This is a genomic window from Ruegeria sp. BJ3 (assembly GCF_056535665.1).
In genome coordinates, this window is record NZ_JBQFIT010000001.1 from 226,309 (window position 1) to 243,986 (window position 17,678).

Annotated in this window: 19 protein-coding genes; 10 read left to right on the forward strand and 9 right to left on the reverse strand. The window is 61.4% G+C overall.

Annotation, left to right across the window (positions count from 1 at the left end; genetic code table 11):
* Window positions 1–47: 47 nt before the first annotated feature.
* Genes ACR3EL_RS01090 through ACR3EL_RS01110 form a run of 5 tightly spaced genes read right to left on the reverse strand, consistent with a single transcriptional unit; the run spans window position 48 to window position 4,747 of the window.
* Window positions 48–2,192 (reverse strand): hypothetical protein, encoded by a 2,145-nt coding sequence (locus tag ACR3EL_RS01090; RefSeq protein WP_480720093.1) that lies wholly within the window; start codon window positions 2,190–2,192, stop codon window positions 48–50.
* Window positions 2,189–3,058, reverse strand: coding sequence for a flagellar motor stator protein MotA (gene motA / locus ACR3EL_RS01095; RefSeq protein ID WP_170341025.1), 870 nt, complete (start codon window positions 3,056–3,058; stop codon window positions 2,189–2,191). Before motA ends, ACR3EL_RS01090 begins: the two co-directional genes overlap by 4 nt.
* Before the next feature lie 46 nt (window positions 3,059–3,104).
* On the reverse strand, window positions 3,105–3,686 hold the full coding sequence (locus ACR3EL_RS01100) for a MotE family protein (RefSeq protein ID WP_480720096.1): 582 nt from the start codon (window positions 3,684–3,686) through the stop codon (window positions 3,105–3,107).
* On the reverse strand, window positions 3,686–4,240 hold the full coding sequence (locus ACR3EL_RS01105) for a hypothetical protein (RefSeq protein WP_170447451.1): 555 nt from the start codon (window positions 4,238–4,240) through the stop codon (window positions 3,686–3,688). The genes ACR3EL_RS01100 and ACR3EL_RS01105 overlap by 1 nt, the downstream gene beginning before the upstream one ends.
* A gap of 9 nt (window positions 4,241–4,249) precedes the next feature.
* Window positions 4,250–4,747, reverse strand: a complete 498-nt coding sequence (locus ACR3EL_RS01110; protein ID WP_480720098.1) for a flagellar basal body-associated FliL family protein — start codon at window positions 4,745–4,747, stop codon at window positions 4,250–4,252.
* A gap of 119 nt (window positions 4,748–4,866) precedes the next feature.
* Between ACR3EL_RS01110 and fliF the strand changes: the two genes are divergently transcribed.
* Genes fliF through fliP form a run of 4 tightly spaced genes read left to right on the forward strand, consistent with a single transcriptional unit; the run spans window position 4,867 to window position 8,066 of the window.
* Window positions 4,867–6,462, forward strand: a complete 1,596-nt coding sequence (fliF, locus tag ACR3EL_RS01115; RefSeq protein ID WP_480720100.1) for a flagellar basal-body MS-ring/collar protein FliF — start codon at window positions 4,867–4,869, stop codon at window positions 6,460–6,462.
* Window positions 6,462–7,058: a FliH/SctL family protein gene (locus ACR3EL_RS01120; RefSeq protein WP_480720102.1), complete on the forward strand. Its 597-nt coding sequence runs from the start codon at window positions 6,462–6,464 to the stop codon at window positions 7,056–7,058. Before fliF ends, ACR3EL_RS01120 begins: the two co-directional genes overlap by 1 nt.
* Window positions 7,051–7,338, forward strand: a complete 288-nt coding sequence (locus ACR3EL_RS01125) for a FliM/FliN family flagellar motor switch protein (RefSeq protein ID WP_170341923.1) — start codon at window positions 7,051–7,053, stop codon at window positions 7,336–7,338. The genes ACR3EL_RS01120 and ACR3EL_RS01125 overlap by 8 nt, the downstream gene beginning before the upstream one ends.
* The gene (fliP, locus tag ACR3EL_RS01130; RefSeq protein ID WP_437342671.1) at window positions 7,338–8,066 is read left to right on the forward strand and encodes a flagellar type III secretion system pore protein FliP; all 729 of its coding nucleotides are present in this window, start codon (window positions 7,338–7,340) and stop codon (window positions 8,064–8,066) included. The genes ACR3EL_RS01125 and fliP overlap by 1 nt, the downstream gene beginning before the upstream one ends.
* Window positions 8,067–8,083: 17 nt before the next feature.
* Here the strand turns inward: fliP and ACR3EL_RS01135 are convergent, their stop codons facing one another.
* Window positions 8,084–9,523: a sensor histidine kinase gene (locus tag ACR3EL_RS01135; protein WP_170341036.1), complete on the reverse strand. Its 1,440-nt coding sequence runs from the start codon at window positions 9,521–9,523 to the stop codon at window positions 8,084–8,086.
* Entirely contained in the window at window positions 9,520–10,257 is a 738-nt protein-coding gene (locus tag ACR3EL_RS01140; RefSeq protein WP_093964100.1) for a response regulator transcription factor, read from the reverse strand. Before ACR3EL_RS01140 ends, ACR3EL_RS01135 begins: the two co-directional genes overlap by 4 nt.
* Before the next feature lie 218 nt (window positions 10,258–10,475).
* On the opposite strand from ACR3EL_RS01140, the gene ACR3EL_RS01145 reads away from it, so the two are divergent.
* Genes ACR3EL_RS01145 through ACR3EL_RS01160 form a run of 4 tightly spaced genes read left to right on the forward strand, consistent with a single transcriptional unit; the run spans window position 10,476 to window position 14,643 of the window.
* On the forward strand, window positions 10,476–11,720 hold the full coding sequence (locus ACR3EL_RS01145) for an ABC transporter substrate-binding protein (protein ID WP_093964101.1): 1,245 nt from the start codon (window positions 10,476–10,478) through the stop codon (window positions 11,718–11,720).
* 57 nt (window positions 11,721–11,777) lie between these two features.
* Window positions 11,778–12,650, forward strand: a complete 873-nt coding sequence (locus ACR3EL_RS01150; RefSeq protein WP_093964102.1) for a carbohydrate ABC transporter permease — start codon at window positions 11,778–11,780, stop codon at window positions 12,648–12,650.
* Window positions 12,643–13,542 carry a carbohydrate ABC transporter permease gene (locus ACR3EL_RS01155; RefSeq protein WP_093964103.1) on the forward strand — a complete coding sequence of 300 codons (900 nt, stop codon included), beginning with the start codon at window positions 12,643–12,645 and terminating at the stop codon, window positions 13,540–13,542. Before ACR3EL_RS01150 ends, ACR3EL_RS01155 begins: the two co-directional genes overlap by 8 nt.
* 3 nt (window positions 13,543–13,545) lie before the next feature.
* On the forward strand, window positions 13,546–14,643 hold the full coding sequence (locus ACR3EL_RS01160; RefSeq protein WP_170341040.1) for an ABC transporter ATP-binding protein: 1,098 nt from the start codon (window positions 13,546–13,548) through the stop codon (window positions 14,641–14,643).
* A 61-nt stretch (window positions 14,644–14,704) separates the two neighbouring features.
* On the opposite strand, the gene ACR3EL_RS01165 is transcribed toward ACR3EL_RS01160, so the two are convergent.
* Window positions 14,705–15,313 (reverse strand): MlaC/ttg2D family ABC transporter substrate-binding protein, encoded by a 609-nt coding sequence (locus ACR3EL_RS01165; RefSeq protein ID WP_170341041.1) that lies wholly within the window; start codon window positions 15,311–15,313, stop codon window positions 14,705–14,707.
* Window positions 15,303–16,130: an MlaA family lipoprotein gene (locus ACR3EL_RS01170; protein WP_170341043.1), complete on the reverse strand. Its 828-nt coding sequence runs from the start codon at window positions 16,128–16,130 to the stop codon at window positions 15,303–15,305. Before ACR3EL_RS01170 ends, ACR3EL_RS01165 begins: the two co-directional genes overlap by 11 nt.
* Window positions 16,131–16,426: 296 nt before the next feature.
* Here ACR3EL_RS01170 and ACR3EL_RS01175 point away from each other — a divergent pair, with 296 nt between their 5' ends.
* Both ACR3EL_RS01175 and ACR3EL_RS01180 read left to right on the forward strand, forming a co-directional pair.
* Window positions 16,427–16,882, forward strand: a complete 456-nt coding sequence (locus tag ACR3EL_RS01175) for a RidA family protein (RefSeq protein ID WP_005980179.1) — start codon at window positions 16,427–16,429, stop codon at window positions 16,880–16,882.
* Complete coding sequence (locus tag ACR3EL_RS01180; RefSeq protein ID WP_170369089.1) at window positions 16,879–17,646, forward strand: glycerophosphodiester phosphodiesterase family protein; 768 nt, start codon at window positions 16,879–16,881, stop codon at window positions 17,644–17,646. The genes ACR3EL_RS01175 and ACR3EL_RS01180 overlap by 4 nt, the downstream gene beginning before the upstream one ends.
* Window positions 17,647–17,678: the final 32 nt, after the last annotated feature.

Genomic DNA, 17,678 nt, shown 5'->3' on the forward strand with positions numbered 1-17,678 from the left:
TCTCAATGCGAGGCGCATAAGCCGACCGTTCGTCGCGCCGATCCTAACTATTCCAATTCAGTTGTCACGTTCAGCAATTCGGCTATCTTCTGTCGCGTGTCGGCGCTGACCTCAAGCAGCTGTTCAGCGTCCGAAATCGGCTTGTCCGGGTCTCGCTGCACTGGCGCACGCAGGGCCGAGCTCAGATCTATGACCTGCCCCAGCGCGGTGTCCTTCGCCCCAACTTCTTCCAAGTTGAACCCCGCCCACCATGACAGGCGAGCGGCGGTATCCTCATCCCCTATGTCCCGCCAAGCCTCAACAGCGGCCGCGTAATTACCCATATCGGTCAGGGCTTGCGCCCGCAGCCTTTCAGCGTCATCGGAGGGATCCTCGGCCAATTCGCGAAGGGCCAGATCCGGTCGGTTTTCCAGCAGCGCGGCCCGGGCCCGAAGGATGGCGCGGTCGCGCCTGCGTGTCCCATCCGAACCTGCACCAGTCAAGTCTCGGGCTAGCTTGGCAAAGCCGAGGTCTGCAAAACGCCTGGCGAGCAACAGCGAAGTCTCAGTCGAAATAGACTCTAATTCATGTGGTTTCAGGGTACTTGCATACAGCAGAAAGGTCAGGTCATCCGCGCGCTCTGCTGCCAGAAGCAGGATACGATTGCGCGTGCCGGACCAGGTCTCGTCTCTGCGATGGGCATCAAGGATATTGAAGGCCGCAGAAAACTCGCCGCCCAGGGCAAGTGCCAGGGCGTGACAGCGGGCCATGACCGGGCCCAATTCAGAATTGCGCAGTTCGATCGCGTAGCCCGAGATCAGATCGATTTGGCGTCGCGAAACGGCCCCACCCTCTGCCGACTTCTTTTCAACAAGCCGGGCCAGCGCAAGCGGGGCTTCCAAATCCGAGCTTGGGTTGTCGATGACGTCGTTCAACAAAGTGTCGCTGGTGTCCGCATCTCCCTCAGCGGCAGCCACAGTTGCCTGCGCGAGTGTCACCTCGGGGTGTTGCAGAGTTTGGACGCGATCTACCGAACGCAATACCCGCCGGGCGGCTTCAAGCTGGCCGGAGTTGACGAATATCTCGGCCAGCCGGGGGCCGAGGATCCGGCGTAGATGCTCAGGAAGCCTCAGGTACGCCTGTTCCATCCGTTCCTGCTGCGCATCATCCTGCAACTGGCCATCCGCCATCGCGGCCCACATGGCAACCGCGCCGTCGCAGCGTTGCAACCCACGCAGTTGGTTAGGCTCTGATACGGGCTGATCATCAATTATTTGCGCGACCGCTCGAACCCATTCCTGTTCCGGCGATGAATCTTCCATCAACTGCAGAACCTGAATGGCCTCTGAACCGAAACCCCAGTGTGCCAACAGCTTCGCGAGCTTTAGCGCGATGGATCTGTCGACCCTGTCGAACTCCCGGAACAGCCCTGCACGCAGCTCAGCCACCTGATGCGCAAAGGGCCGACCGTCAGACCAGGTGTCGAACCCCAATTCGGCATCCGAAATACAGGCTGGCAGCGACTCCAGAGGTTGCAGAGGTGGCTCTCCCAGTTTGCCCAACTCGTCAAGGATCAAGCTTACCTGGATATGCGCAGGCAGATCCCGCGCGATGTCCGGAAGCGCTTCCGGCACCGAAGCACGCGGACCCGGAGGTGTGACATTCAGGTCGACAAGCTCGCGGTCCGCACCTTGCAACAGACGGGTCGAAAGGCGCTGCTGCAGGCCATCGCGATCCAGTTGCAGAAGGGGGGCAACCAATTCAATTGATGGGGCTTCGGCCTGTGGACGACGTTTGGAAGTCTGTTCTGGGATCACAATCGATGGAATGTCCAGCCTTGGCGGAGGCAAGGCTTTTTGCGCCGCTATGTCCACAACGATCATCGTATCCTTGTACAAAAAAGCGGCCGCCGCGCAATCACAGCCGAAGTCCAGCTCAAGCGGCGCGCCGGGATCGGCCTGCGATATCGCCTCAAGCCGGCCTGCGGACAATCGTGCAAAGACCGATCCGGTCTTGAATTCCACGTCGTCCAATTCGACCGCCAGGCGCGCACCGTTTTTCCGGTGGGCGAGGCTCCAGTTGGTGCCCGCAGGAACGCCGAGAACAAGCCGCGTGAAGCCGTCATGTTCGCCGGACCGCACCGGAACGTCCTTCGCCAGCACTCCAGTTGCCGATGCGCTCAGGCCAAGGGTCAGGAGCAAAACCCGGATCATGCTGCCGCCTGCTTGATCTCTTTCAAGGCTTTCTCCAATTCGGTGAAGCCGGGGCGATTGTGGGTCGGCGTGTTCTGGCGACCAACCTCGATACACATTGCAGGGTTGTGATTGTGCAGGTTGGCAACCAGAACTTCCCGGATCAGTTGATAGAAGTGATTGTCTTCCTCCACGACCGCTTTCAGCTTTCCGGCGAAGGGGCCGACCAGCCCGTAGGCCAGAAAGACGCCCAGGAAAGTCCCGACAAGGGCACCTCCGATCAACTTGCCCAAGACCTCAGGCGGTTGGTCGATTGAGCCCATGGTCTTGATCACGCCCAGAACGGCCGCGACGATCCCCAGTGCCGGCAACCCGTCCGCCACGGTTTGCAGGGCGTGGCTGGAATGCATGGCGTGGTGGAAATTGGCATCCATCCGCTTTTCCAGAACCTCTTCAACCTGATGGGGATCGTCATAGTTCATCGCCGCCGACCGCATGGTGTCGCAAATCAGGTCCACTGCCTCTTTGTCCGCCTGTATCTTTGGGAAGGCCGCAAAAATGGCCGAGTTTTCAGGGTCTTCTATGTGCTGCTCGAGCTCGACCGGATTTGAACGGGCAAGCCGGATCAGCGAGAACAGAAGGCACAGCAGATCGCGGTAGTCTTCGGGCTTCCATTTCGGGCCTTTGAAAACCTTGCCTAGATCCTTGATCGTGTGTTTGACCGCCGACATGTCATTGCTGATCAGAAAGGCGCCGATGGCGGCCCCGCCGATCATCATCATCTCGAACGGCAGAGATTTGAGGATGATGGCCATCTTGCCGCCGGCGGCGAGGTAGCCGCCGAACACCATTACGAAAATAACAACGATTCCAAGAATTCCGATCATGTGGTCTCTCCGGCAGAGCGGTCTTTGAGGGTGGGGCTCATGGCGGCTACTCAGTGGGGGCGTTGGCGTTGCGTCCGGCCATTACGACGCTGATGGTATAGGCGGCCTCGGGGCTGAGACCGGCCATCACACCCGCAGCAGCCTCAGGCGGCATACGCGACAGGAAGCCGGCCGCAAAAACCGGATCCATCGTTTCGAAAAGCGCCGCGGCGTCCTTGGGCTTCATGTTCTGATAGACATCGGTCAGACGGGTGAGGTCGGATTCAGCCGCCTTGTCCGCCACGGCCAATGTCTCGCGCAGCGATGCCTCGGCCTCTTGCAAATCAGAGAGGCGCGTCGCAATGGCCTCGTTGGCAATCTCCAGGGCGCGCTCCCTGTCGCGCAGCGCGCTCTCACGCTGTTTGACGGCTGCTTCCCGACGCAGCAATTCGGTCAGCAAGGCTTGCATGTCCGGCTTTTCGTCCGAGCCGGCGCTGTGTGCAGAGACTTCCGAGGGGTCAGACCCCCTTGCCAAAGCTGGCCCAGCCTCCAGCCCCAGCCGTATGATGGCGGAACTGATCATCAAGGCTGAAATGAGGGTCAGAACGCCACCACGTGGTCGACGCTGGGCAGGTTGCAGGCTGCGCATCAGGATCGGGCCTCGCTACCTTGCGCCTTGTGCCTGAAGAACAATACGCCCTTGGGAATCGGGGCCGGATCCTCTGCGGGGTCGTTGGTGGATTTGACCTCGGCTTCCGGCCTGGATGGAATTTGTTCCACAGCCGCAGGCTCGGCGGGTTGCTCGGGGTCCTTTGGCCCGACCTCTTCTTCCAACGAGACCGGTTCTACCTCAAGAGGTGACGGCTTTTTGGTTTCGGCCGAGGAATTTGCAGGCTCTTCAGCCGCGGGTTTGTCCTCGGGGATCACGTCGTGCATCGACGCCATGATCAACTCAAGCCGCTGTGCGACTGACTCGGCGCGCACGGTCAGATCCTGCAGTTTGTGCCCGGCCTGGTCAGATGCAGCACGCGCGGCATCCAGGGATTTTTTCAGTTCTTCCGCCTGTGCGGACAGCACGGAAACCGCGCCACCGACGCCCCGCTCCAGGTCCGTGAACCGCCTGAGGCGTCGGGACAGAACAAAACAGTACAATCCGGCCCCCAAGGCGCCGGCGACCAGCAGAATGTCCGAGATCAGTTCCAATTTCGCCTCCTAGTTCAATACGAATTCCGTGACCAGAACGTCACGTACCCGACCTTCGCCAACGACGATGCCGATGCGCCGCAGCAGGTGCCCGCGGATGCGAACCAGGGCCAGCGAGTCCTCGAGGTCAGACAGGTTGATGGCCCGGAGATAGCCGTTCATCACGTCCATGATGCGGGGAATCATCTTTTCCACCTCGGCCTCGTGACCGGCGGCCACCTCAAGTTGCGCGTGGAATTTCAGATGGCGCGAATCGCCGGAATTCACGGACACGATCACGGGCGGCAGGTCGACGAACCCGAAGTCCGGCAACGCATCGATCGCATGTCCGGCGTCCGCGTTTTCCGCTGTTTCTCCTTCGGCCTCTGGGGCTTTGCCCAAAAGCCCGGACGCGGTCACATAGTACCCGCCCGCAGCACCCAGCAGCGCCAGAACCACGCCAATCATCAGTCCCTTTTTACCCGACTTCTTCGGGCCTTCTGCCTCATCCACGGTCGCGTCTGTCATGGCGTCCTCATTCTTGCGTTCGGCACCCGTCATAACCCCGCAGGGACTAACCGATTGTTAAGGGCAATCGTTCAAACAGGGCACGAGCCGCACAGAATGTCGGCGAGTCGGAGGTGAGCGTGCAGCAGATTGGAACTGTCTGGGCAAGTTTGGGCAGGCGCAAACAAATCATCGTGGCGGGGGCGGCTGTCGTCGTGTTCCTGAGTGTCCTGGCGATGTCGCGGTTGGTGACATCTCCGTCCATGACACTCCTCTATGCGGGGCTGGAAAGCGGGGCGGCGGGGGATATCGTCCGCGCCCTGGATCAACGCGGTGTCACCTACGAGATTCGTGGCGGCTCAATCTATGTTCCGGGCTCGCAACGCGACGAGTTGCGCATGACCCTGGCAAGCGAGGGTCTGCCTGCAAATGGCAACCGGGGTTATGAACTGCTGGATACCCTGAGTGGGTTCGGTACGACCTCGCAGATGTTCGACGCTGCCTATCGGCGCGCCAAGGAGGGTGAACTGGCGCGAACCATCGTCAGCAGCCCTCATGTGGGGCAGGCGCGGGTTCACATTGCCAGCGGGTCCACAAGCCCGTTCCAGCCCAGCGTTTCGCCAACCGCTTCGGTCTATCTGGTGCCATCCGGGGCCAAGATCACGGTCGAACAGGCCAAGGCGATCCGTTTTCTGGTGGCCTCCGCCGTGACCGGCCTCGCGCCCGAGGATGTTGCGGTGATCGATTCCAACGGTGCGGTGATCGGCCCGCAAGAGACGGCGGTTGCCGCCGACACTGCCGATGACAAGGCCAAGGTCTTGCGCGACCGCGTCCTGCGGCTGGTCGAGGCACGCGTCGGACCCGGCAATGCGGTGGTCGAAGTCAGCGTCGACACGGTCACCGAGACCGAATCCATAAGAGAGCGGCGGTTCGACCCCAAGGGCCGCGTCGCAATCAGCACCGATGTCGAGGAACGGTCGGATACCTCCCGCAATCAGTCGTCTGATGTGACGGTCGCGTCCAACCTGCCGGACGGGGACGGCAATGGCAGCGATGAATCGAATTCTTCAGCCACGCAAACCCGCGAGCGGATCAACTATGAGGTTTCAGAGACCGAGCTTGAAGTTCTGCGGGTGCCGGGCGCCATCAAACGCCTGACGGTTGCCGTGCTCGTCAACGGAATCCGCACAACGGACGCCACCGGTGCCGAGGTTTTTGAACCGATGGCACAGCCGGAACTGGAGGCTCTGGAAGAGCTTGTCGCCTCGGCCGTGGGCTTCGATGCGGATCGCGGGGATGTCATCACGCTGAAATCCCTGGAACTGCCCAATGTCGAACCGCAGGGAACATTGGCGACCGCTTCGGTCTGGCAAAGCATCCATCTGGATACGATGTCGCTGATACAGATGGCAGTGTTGGCCATCGTATCGCTGGTCATGGGGCTGTTCGTGATCCGGCCGATCCTGACCGGTTCGGCCGCAGTGCCAGCCTTGCCGCCTGCCGCAGCCTCCGCCGAGGGCGGCGCGCCATATCTTGTCGGTGAAATCTCAGATGCTGATGGACAGGAATTCAGCGCTCTCACCGGCCAGGGTGAAAACGGAGGCTCTGTGCCTGCGATTGGGTCCACGGCAAGCGAAGATGCGGTCGGCCGTCTGCGCGCCATGATCGGGGACAAACAGGAAGAGACGGTCGAAATTCTGCGGAACTGGCTGGAAGAAAACGAGGAGAAGGTGTGATGTCGATCGCCCACCTCCTCGAGGATTTCACCGCTCAGGCCGACGGCGCGAATCTGCGATTGCTGGACGAAGAAGCTTTGGAGGAAGAGCGGCTCGCCGCTTTCGAACGCGGATATGGTGCCGGGTGGGAGGATGCGCTGCAGGCCCAAGCCCAAGATCGCGCTGCGCTGACCGAGGATATGCGGGCAGCCTTCTCCGACATGTCCTTCACCTACCAGGAAGCTCTGACCCGGATGACCTTGTCGCTTGAACCGATGTTCAGCGCTCTGGTTCAGACCGTTCTTCCCCAGGCGTTGGATCGGGGGCTTGCCGCCCGCGTGATCGAGCAGTTGAGCGAAATGGCCAATGCGCAGGTTGCAGAACCGATCCTTCTGTTGGTTCCACCCGGTGTTGAAGGGGATGTCGAGGCGTTGTTGCCCGTCGACATCACGCCCCTCCCCAAGGTCGTCGCGGACCCCGAGTTGCTGCCAGGTCAGGCGCGGTTGCAGGTCGGCACCGCCCGGTCCGAGGTTGATTGCACCGCGCTGCTGGACGCGATCGCCGCCGCTTTCGACGCATATGTTTTTGAGGCAAAAGAGGCTTTGTCAAATGAGTGACGCACCTGCATCCAAACCTGAAAGACCCAACCCGTTCGAAGCCGTTCCCATCGAGGTGACGGTTTCCGTCGGTCGGGCGCGCCCCTTGATACGCGACTTGTTGACCATGGGTGAGAACGCCGTTCTGACCTTGGACAAACGGGTCGAAGATCCGGTGGATCTGTATGTCGGCGACCAATTGGTCGCCCGTGGTCTGCTCGAGGAAATGGAGGGGGACAACGCCGGTCAATTGGCGGTGCGTCTGACCGAGATTTCGGATTTCCAGAACGGACTTGGATGATGCGTCGGGCGGCCTGGTGTGCATCGGCGATCCTTGTGCTGACACCAGCACTGGCATCGGCACAGGAGCTGTCGCTGTCATTGGGCGACGGCGGATCCATATCGGCGCGAACCATTCAGTTGATCCTGCTGATCACGGTGCTCAGCCTGGCACCCGGCCTTGCGATCATGGTGACCTGCTTCCCCTTTCTGGTCACGGTACTGGGTATTCTGCGGCAGGGGATCGGATTGCAACAGTCCCCGCCCAACATGCTGATCGTCAGCCTGGCGCTGTTTCTGACCTACTTCATCATGGAGCCAGTCTTTACCCAGGCTTGGGATACCGGGATCCGACCGATGGTCGAAGAAACGCTTGCGGTAGAGCCTGCATTGGAACGTGCCATGGTGCCGTTCCGCGAGTTCATGGTGGCGCGGCTGGATGGTGACACGTTTCGGGCCATGGCGGCCTTGCGCCCCGACACCGCGTCGATGGAGCTGTCGCCGGAGGCGCCTCTTTCGGTTCTCATGCCGTCCTTCATGCTGTCCGAGGTTGCCCGCGCGTTCCAGATCGGATTCCTGATATTTCTACCGTTTCTGATCATCGATCTTGTAGTGGCCGCGGTACTCATGTCGATGGGGATGATGATGGTGCCGCCCGCCACGGTTTCGCTGCCGTTCAAACTGGCGTTTTTCGTGATTGCGGATGGGTGGTCCCTGATCGCCAGTGCCTTGGTGCGAAGCTATTCCTAGCCTGCGTGTGGACGGTCTCAGCGCCGGATTTGCAGCCGTGCCCGTAGACCCTGATCACCCGCTTCAAAGCGCAGCGAGCCACCATGTTGCTCTGCCACGGTTGCAACGATTGTCAGGCCCAGTCCGAACCCGTCGGACGACCCGATGTTCGAACCGCGCCGGAACGGGGCCATCAGCGCCTCGATATCCGAGACGGACAAGTTGGTTCCCTTGTCTTCGACGACAATCGTGGCGGTTTCCGCGTCGGTTGCCAGTTCAACCGTCGCGTGGCGCCCGTATTTCAGCGCGTTGTCGATCAGGTTCGTCAACGCCCGTTTCAATGAGATCGGCCGGGCCATGACAAGGATGCGGCGGGTCTCTGGAAGCGAGCCATGCCCGCGCCGCGACATGAAGAGCGACGCCGCGCCCTCCACCTCGACCGGGGCGACCTGTTTCAGGGTCACAGGCAGATCCATGTCCTGATAGTCGGCAACCAGCGACTCGACCAGTGAGGTGAGGGAGATCTGGCGCGGGTCTTCGACGCTCAGTTCCGAGCGGGTGTAGGTCAACACGCTTTCGATCATGCCCGTCATCTGGTCGACATCGGACTCTAGCTTCTCTCGCAATTCGGCGTCCGGAATCAGCGCCGCGCGCAGACGCACCCGGGCTGCTGGCGTCCCAAGGTCGTGGCTGACGCCGGACAAGACCGTGGCACGCTTTTCCAGCTGTGCGCGTTCGTCCTCAAGATGCGTATTGACCGCCGATACGATGTCGCGCAGTTCGGCCGGCCCGGACATATCGTAGCTGTCCGGACCCCCGCTGCGCCGGCGGTCACGCAGCGACTGGGAGAACCGCGAAAAGCTGTCTGTCACATTGCCGACCGATGTCAGAATGATCGCAAGTGCCACGACGGCCAGAAAGATCGCGGGCAGGCGCAGGTCGGCCGGGGCCGCGTCGCACCCCCAGACCTGCGTACCGTCGATCTTCTGCCACGCGCCCTGTCCGAACCGGGCCACCAGAATGGGTTCGCTGCAATAGGTGGCCAGCAGGCGTGTCAGGTTGCCCATCTTCTGCGGCCCGGTCTGATCGCTGCCCGACACGATGTCGGATACCGGATAGACCAGCCGGTCGGACAAGACCGCAAGCGTCAGGTTCCGCCCGCTGAGCGGCGCGGAACTGTCGGTCAGAATGGACAGGTTGGTCAGAAACCGGCGCCCTGCAAGGTCGGGCAACTGCTCGAATTCACCGGCATCGGCCAGACTTGATGCCTCGGGCGGCAGTGGCGTGATCAACACGTCGGGATGCGAGGCGCGACCTGTGCGCAGATCTTCGTAGACCGAGAACCCGGCAACATAGGCCCGGGTCAGATAGGCGTCCCAGTTGCGAACGGATGAAAACCACAGTCCTGCCGCCAGCAACCCGGCAGCAAACGCACCCAGGCTCCAGGCCCAGCCCAGATCCCGCAAGCGCAGGGTCATGCCTCCTGTTCCACGGTGACCTCGCAGGCGAAGACATAGCCGACACCGCGGGCCGTGCGCAGCATCTGCGGATCTTTGGGGTTGGCCTCGATCTTGGACCGCAGCCGCCCCACCAGAACGTCGATGGCCCGACCCTGCGCTTCGGGCTTGTCACCGCTGCCGGTCACGTCCAGCGCGGCGGCGATCTCGTCGCGGGTCAGCGGAATGTGCGGGTTGGCCAGCAGCACCTTGAGCAACGCGGTTTCGCGCTGCGACAGCGAAACCTGGTACCCGTCCGGGGCATGCACCTCGTCACGTTTGCCGTCATAGACCCACCCGCCAAATCGGAAAGTGCGGATCCGCCGGCGATAGGCCAACGATGGCGTGCGCCGCGCGCGCTGCATCACCGCGCGCACGCGCGCCAGCAGCAGTTGCGGGTTGAACGGCTTGGCGATGTAGTCATCGGCGCCCACCTCGTACCCGGCCATACGCTGATGATCGGCAGACAGGGCCGACACGAAGATGATCGGCACGTCCTGTTCGCGGCGCAGCCGGGCGCAGATATCAACACCGTTTTCATCACCCAGCATCACATCCAGCAGGATCAGGTCGATGCGGCCTGATTTCAGGTGCGCCAGCACCTCGCGCTCGGTTGCTGCTGGCAGGGCAATGAACCCGTTCTGGTGAAAGAACTGGGTCAACATCGACCGGATTTCCGGATCGTCATCCACAACCAGCAGACGTGGAATGCTCACGCTGTTCCTCCCCGATTTCCCCCTCGACGCTGCCCTCAATTGTAACGGACTGCAACAGATTCAAGGTCAACGTAACACGCTGTAACAAAAGGCGGGAATATTTGCAGCCCGCGCCGGATACATGGGAAATTTGCCATTGCCAGACGGCAAGCGGCTGCCGGTAATGTCCCGCATCGCTGCCCCGCGGCAGCAAACAAGGATCTGGGAGGATACCAAACATGAAACGTTTCGCACTCGCCACGGCGTCGTCGTTGGCCGTTCTGGCTGGCACGTCGGTGATGGCCGAACCGCAGGCCGAAGTTCTGCACTGGTGGACGTCGGGCGGCGAGGCCAAGTCGGTCGCCGTTCTGCAGGAAGAGTTCGCAGCCAATGGCGGCACCTGGACGGATATGCCCGTCGCAGGCGGCGGCGGAGACGCGGCGATGACCGCCCTGCGCGCCCGCGTTCTGGCCGGCAACGCGCCGACCGCCGTTCAGCTGAAAGGCCCGGCGATCCAGGAATGGTACGAAGAGGGTGTTCTGGCGGACATCTCGAACGTTGCCGAGGCCGAGGGCTGGGCCGAAGTCCTGCCCGCCTCGATCGCGGCGCATATGCAATGCGAAGGCACCTGGTGCGCCGCACCGGTCAACGTGCACCGTATCGACTGGATCTGGGCAAATGCCGACATCCTGGCCGCCAATGACATCGAGATGCCGACCACTTGGGAAGAGTTCAACGCCGCTGCCGAGAAGCTGCAGGCAGCAGGTATCATCCCGCTGGCCCACGGTGGTCAGGCCTGGCAAGACGCAACCGTCTTCGAAGCAGTTGCGCTGGGCATCGGCGGACCCGAGTTCTTCAAGAAGGCCTTTGTCGATCTGGACCCCGAGACTCTGACCTCGGACACGATGGTTCAGATTTTTGACCAGATGCGCACCCTGCGCGGGTTCGTTGATGAAAACTTCTCGGGCCGCGACTGGAACCTGGCCACCGCGATGGTCATGAACGGCGAGGCCGCCTTCCAGATCATGGGTGACTGGGCCAAGGGTGAATTCCTGGCCGCGGGCAAAGTCCCGGGCGAAGACTTCCTGTGTGGCTCGACCCCCGGTGACGGATACCTGTACAACGTCGACAGCTTTGCCATGTTCGACGTGGACGGCGACGACAAGCGCGCCGGTCAGGAACTACTGGCCAAGCTGATCGTTGCCCCCAAGTTCCAGGAAGTATTCAACCTGAACAAGGGTTCGATTCCGGCGCGGACCGACGTGGCGCTGGACAAGTTCGACATCTGCGCCAAGATCTCGGCCGAAGACATGGGCGCTTCGTCCGCCAATGGCTCGCTGCTGCCGTCCTACGCGCATGGCATGGCGCTGCGCGGTGCGCAGGCCGGTGCGATCACCGACGTCGTGACCGCACATTTCAACTCGGATATGTCCTCGGCTGATGCGGTTCAGCAACTGGCGGACGCGGTGGCAAACAGCTACTGATCCAACACGCTCTGCCCCCTATACTGCGGGGCAGAGCATCTTTCCCCGGAGGAAAAAATGTCCGAATGGCTGGAAAACCACCTTCCAAAGGTGGTGCTGGCACCGTCGTTCATCGCCGTATTGATTTTTGTCTACGGATTTATCGGATGGACCGCCTGGGTGTCGCTGACCCGATCGAAACTTCTGCCGAAATACGAGATCAAGGGCTTCATCCAATATGAACGCCTGTTTGACTCGCCCCGCTGGGACACGGCGATCAACAACCTTTACGTCTTTGGCGCGCTGTTCATCGTGATCGCGATGGTTCTGGGCCTGCTGCTGGCGATCCTGCTGGATCAGAAGATCCGCGTCGAAGGCGCGATCCGCACGATCTATCTCTACCCGATGGCGCTGTCGATGATCGTGACCGGTACCGCGTGGAAGTGGATTCTGAACCCGGGTCTGGGTATCGAGGCCATGGTCCAGGGCTGGGGCTTTCCGAATTTCAAGTTCGACTGGCTGGTGAACCCGGACTACGCGATCTACACGATCGTCATCGCCGCGATCTGGCAGAGCTCGGGTTTTGTCATGGCGCTGTTCCTGGCCGGACTGCGCTCGGTGGATGGTGAGATCATCAAGGCCGCGCAGGTCGATGGTATCCCCACTTGGCGGATCTATACGGCAATTATCATTCCGTCGATGGCTCCGATCTTCCTGTCGGCCTTCATCGTGTTGGCGCACCTTGCGATCAAGAGCTTTGACCTTGTCATCGCCCTGACAGGCGGCGGTCCGGGTTATGCGACCGATCTGCCCGCAACATACATGTATGCCATGGCGTTTTCGCGCGGCGATATCGGCCAGGCGGCGGCGTCCGCAATGATCATGATGCTGGTCGTCTTTGCCATCGTGGTTCCTTACCTCTACTCAGAACTGAGGGCGAAAAATGACTGATCTGTCGATGCCCCAAACCCGAACCCGCAGCCAGAGTGCCACGGGCAAGATTGCCCTGCGTTGGTTGCTGTATGTCCTGCTTGGTCTTTTTGCGCTCTACTACCTGATGCCGCTTTTCGTGATGCTGACAACATCGCTCAAAAGCCTCGAGGAAATTCGTACGGGATCGCTGATCTCGTTGCCGCGCGAGGTCAGTCTGGATGCCTGGAAAACCGCCTGGTCAGGCGCCTGCACCGGTATCCAGTGCGAAGGCCTGCGGCCCTATTTCTGGAACTCGGTCCTGATTGCGGTCCCTGCCGTGGCAATCTCGACCCTTCTGGGGGCGTTGAACGGATTTGTCGTCGCGCAGTGGCGTTTCAAAGGGGCCAACATCATCTTTTCTCTGATGCTGTTCGGTTGCTTCATCCCATTCCAGGTGGTCCTGCTGCCGATGGCGCGTCTGCTGGGCCTGATGGGGATTGCCGGAACCATTCCGGGCCTGATCTTCGTCCACGTGATCTATGGGCTTGGCTTCACCACGCTGTTCTTCCGCAACTACTACGTCACCATCCCGGCCGAGCTGACAAAGGCAGCGCGGGTGGATGGTGCCGGGTTCTTTCGGATCTTCTGGTCGATCTTCCTGCCGCTGTCGCTGCCCATCATCGTGGTGACCGTGATCTGGCAGTTCACCCAGATCTGGAACGATTTCCTGTTCGGCGTTTCGTTCAGCCAGGCGGGCACGCAGCCCGTGACCGTGGCGCTCAACAACATCGTCAACTCAACCACCGGCGTCAAAGAGTACAACGTCGACATGGCCGCCGCGATCATCGCGGGGCTGCCGACGCTGCTCGTCTATGTCGTTGCCGGTAAGTATTTCATCCGCGGCCTGACCGCCGGTTCCGTGAAGGGATAACCCATGGCTCCCATCCTCGATATCCAAAACCTGTACAAGAATTACGGCGCAACCGAGATTCTGAAGGACATCAACATCTCGATCGAACCGGGCGACTTCCTGGTGCTGGTCGGCCCTTCCGGCTGTGGTAAGTCGACCCTGCTGAACTGCATCGCCGGGCTCGAGCCGATCTCGGGCGGGACGCTGTCGATTGGCGGCAAGGACATGACTCATGTCAGCCCCAAAGACCGCGACATCGCGATGGTGTTCCAGTCCTACGCCCTGTACCCGACCATGTCGGTGGCCAAGAACATCACCTTTGGCATGAAGGTGCGCGGCGTCGATCAGGCAACTCAGGACGCCAAGCTGAAAGAGGTCGCCTCGCTTCTGCAGATCGAGCCGTTGCTGAACCGCCGCCCCAGCCAATTGTCGGGTGGTCAGCGACAGCGTGTGGCAATGGGCCGGGCTCTGGTGCGTGACCCCAAGCTGTTCCTGTTCGACGAACCGCTGTCAAACCTGGACGCCAAGCTGCGGGTCGAGATGCGGACCGAGATCAAGAAGCTGCATCAGACGCTGGATGCCTCGATCGTCTATGTGACCCATGATCAGATCGAAGCGATGACCCTGGCCACCAAGATCGTGGTGCTGAAGGGCGGTGTGGTGCAGCAGATCGGCACTCCGGCCGAGATATACAATCGCCCCGCCAACCTGTTCGTGGCCGATTTCATGGGCTCGCCGGCGATGAACCTGATCCCGGCGCGGGTCCAGCGCAACGGGACCGGCACGCAGGTCGCCATTGCGCGGGATGGGGCTGATCCGATCGTGCTGACGGATACGCGCGATCTGGACCTGCCCGAAGAGGTGATCCTGGGCCTGCGCCCCGAGGACATCGCTGAATCCGGGTTCCGCGCTGGTGCCGGTGTGCAAGAGGCCGCCTGCCTGGTCGATATGGTGGAACCGGCCGGTGCCGATACCTACGTCGTGTCGGAACTGGGCGGCAAACAGGTCACTGCGCGCCTGCATGCCGAGACCAGCGCCAGGGCCGGTCAGATGCTGAACCTGGCCTTTGACATGAGCAAAGTGTCCTATTTTGCGAAAGCGACAGGCGAACGCCTGAACTGAGCCACAAAAAAACGCCGCGCAGGGATCCTGCGCGGCGTCATCACTACTCTGACCGGTTGGTTCAGCCGGTCTTTTTCAGGTCATTGATCAGCTGATCCAGGTTGCCTTTGCGTGCATCCAGCATGGCGCCGATCTCGGTCCGCTCTGTCAGCAGCAGGTTCACCCCTTCGATGAACATGTTGTAGAACTTGTCGCGACCCGACTTGTCCGACACCAGGAAGGTCACTTCGAACGGCGCTTCGCCGCGCAGCTTGACGCTGCTGCGAACCTCGTAACCGGCCTTGATCTTGCGGGCATTCTTGACGGTGACCTCACCCCCGATGAATTCGCGGAAGCGTCGACCGTATTTGCGCGAGATATACCCCTGGAAAGCCTTGGTGAATTCGCGCATCTGCGCCTTGCTGGCGCTGCGCGCATCGGCGCCCAGCGCATAGCGTGCCATGATCGGAACGTCGGCATATTGCACGAAGATCTTTTCGAAATCGCGCAGCATGGCGCTTTCGGATTTGCCCGACTCGATCACGCGCGTGATGTCGGCAACGACGCTGTTGACCAGTTGTGTCGCGCTGGCCTCGGTCAACGCCAGGGTCTGCTGCGGAAGGCCAGCCACGGCCAGCCCGGCCAGGGCGGTGGCGGCAAAGGTACGGCGGTTCATGGCGTTATTCAGCATAGGGGTCCTCATATGGGTCCTCGTAAGGGTCAAGGTATGGGTCCCTGACCGGGTCGGTGCCGGTATCGGCGTAGGGATCGGAATACAGACCCAGATAGGCATCCTCATCGTCCCTTGCCAGTTCGAACCGGCGGTTTTGCAAATAGATCAGGCGGGCCTGAGCGTAACTGTCTGCGCTTTCGTACAGAATCGAGTCGACCGTGTCCGAGAATCTGCCCCGATCGCCCATCCGCCGTACCACCTCGGCATAGACGCCCAGGTTGTCGGCCGGTCGCGTCGGCGAGAAGTTGATCGGGTTCGAGAACAGGTTGACCACAACGCCGACCGCATCCCGGGTCGTCGAGGGGCCGTAGAACGGCAGTTCGACATAAGCCCCTTCGCCGAAGCCCCAGACATGAAGCGTTTCGCCGAAATCGGTATCAACCGGCGGCAGGTTCAACTCATCCGCCGGTTTGGACAGACCGAACCCGCCCACGGTCGAGTTGATCACGAACCGCAGCAGGGCGTTGCCCGACTGTTTCAGATTGCCCTGCAGCAGATAGTCGACGGCCTGTCCGGGCAACGAGATGTTTTCAGCGAAGTTGTTGAAGCTGGTGACCATCGGGTCGGGTACGATTTTCACATAGCCTTTCGAGGCCGGGCGGAACAGGAACCGGTCGACGCCCAGATTGAACTTGTGAATGCCGCGATTTGCGTTTTCGTAGGGGTCGAAGACCTCGCCGCGGGCCGCTGCGTCCTGGGGCTGCGACGCGCAGGCCGACAGAACCGCGAACAGCGACACTGCGACGATGTGCTTGAAACGGATCCGGTTGGACACGGTCTTGGTTACTCCCGATCGTCCGGATGTAATCCAGCCGGACACTCAATCAATACGTTTTCTCGTTGGCACAACGGACCAATTCAACGGCACATAGTCGTTTCGCACTCGAAAGGAAACTCCTAGCGTTTAACCCGCGCGCCGGACCCGGGTAAAGTGGCCTGCATTCAACACATCCGCATGAGTGGAGACCTGCCCAAATCGCGGGCAAAGGCGAAATTGCCGGTTTCCGGCTTTCCGTGGGCGGTGTTCCCGGTTAGCGTCCGCCCGAGTCACATGAAGTTGAGGACAATCACATGAGCATCGCAGCCAAACTGGAATCCCTGGGCGTGACCCTGCCGGACGCCCCCGCACCGGCAGCCAATTACGTGCCGTTCGTGCGGGTGGGCAACATCGTCTATGTGTCGGGCCAGATCTCGAAGGACGATGCGTTGATCACCGGCAAGCTGGGCGCCGATATGGATGTGGCCGCCGGTGCGGCGGCGGCCCGGGTCTGTGCCATCAACCTGCTGGCCCAGGTCAAGGCGGCCTGCGGCGGGGACATCGACAAGCTGGTGCGGGTGATCAAGCTGACCGGCTTCGTGAACTCGACCGCCGATTTCACCGACCAGCCGCAGGTGATCAACGGCGCGTCCGACTTCCTGGTCGAGGCGCTGGGCGATGCCGGCCGCCATTCGCGCTCGGCCGTCAGCGCCGCGTCGCTGCCGTTGGGCGTGGCCGTCGAGATCGAAGGGATTTTCGAGATCCAATGACACCGTCTCTTTCTCGTGTGCTCATGGGCGCGCCGATCGCGCATCGGGCGCTGCATGACATTCGGCAGAACCGCCCGGAAAACAGCCGGGCGGCCATCCGGGCCGCCATTGCTGCGGGCTACGGGATCGAGATTGACCTGCAGCTGACGTCGGACGGCCATGCCATGGTGTTCCACGATTATGACATGGCGCGTCTGACCGGGCGGTCCGGCGCAATCCAGCAGATCACCCGGGCCGAGGCCGCGGACCTTCCGCTGCTGCACGGGGACGAGGGGATCCCTTCGCTTGAGGAAGTTCTGCAACTGGTGGCGGGCCGCGTGCCGTTGCTGATCGAGTTCAAGGATCAGCACGGTGCGATGGGGCCTGTAGACGGGCGGCTGGAGCAAGACGCGGTCGCGCTGTTGAAGTCCTATGACGGTCCGGTCGCGCTGATGTCGTTCAACCCCAACTCGGTGGCCGAGCTGGCCCGGCTGGCGCCGGAGATTCCGCGTGGATTGACGACCTGTTCCTACAAGCCCGAAGTCGAGCATCTGCCGGCCGCGGTCTGCGACCACCTGCGCGACATCCGCGATTTCGACCGGGTTGGCGCCGGCTTCATCAGCCACGAGGTGCAGGATCTGTCCCGTCCCCGCGTGGCCGAGCTGAAGGCGCAAGGCGTACCGATCCTGTGCTGGACGGTGCGCTCGGCCGAACAAGAGGCCGAGGCGCGGAAGGTGGCCGACAACGTGACCTTCGAGAACTATCTGGCCGCCATTCCGGGTTGAACCCGGCTGCCGGCGTCACAGATAGTTCAGGG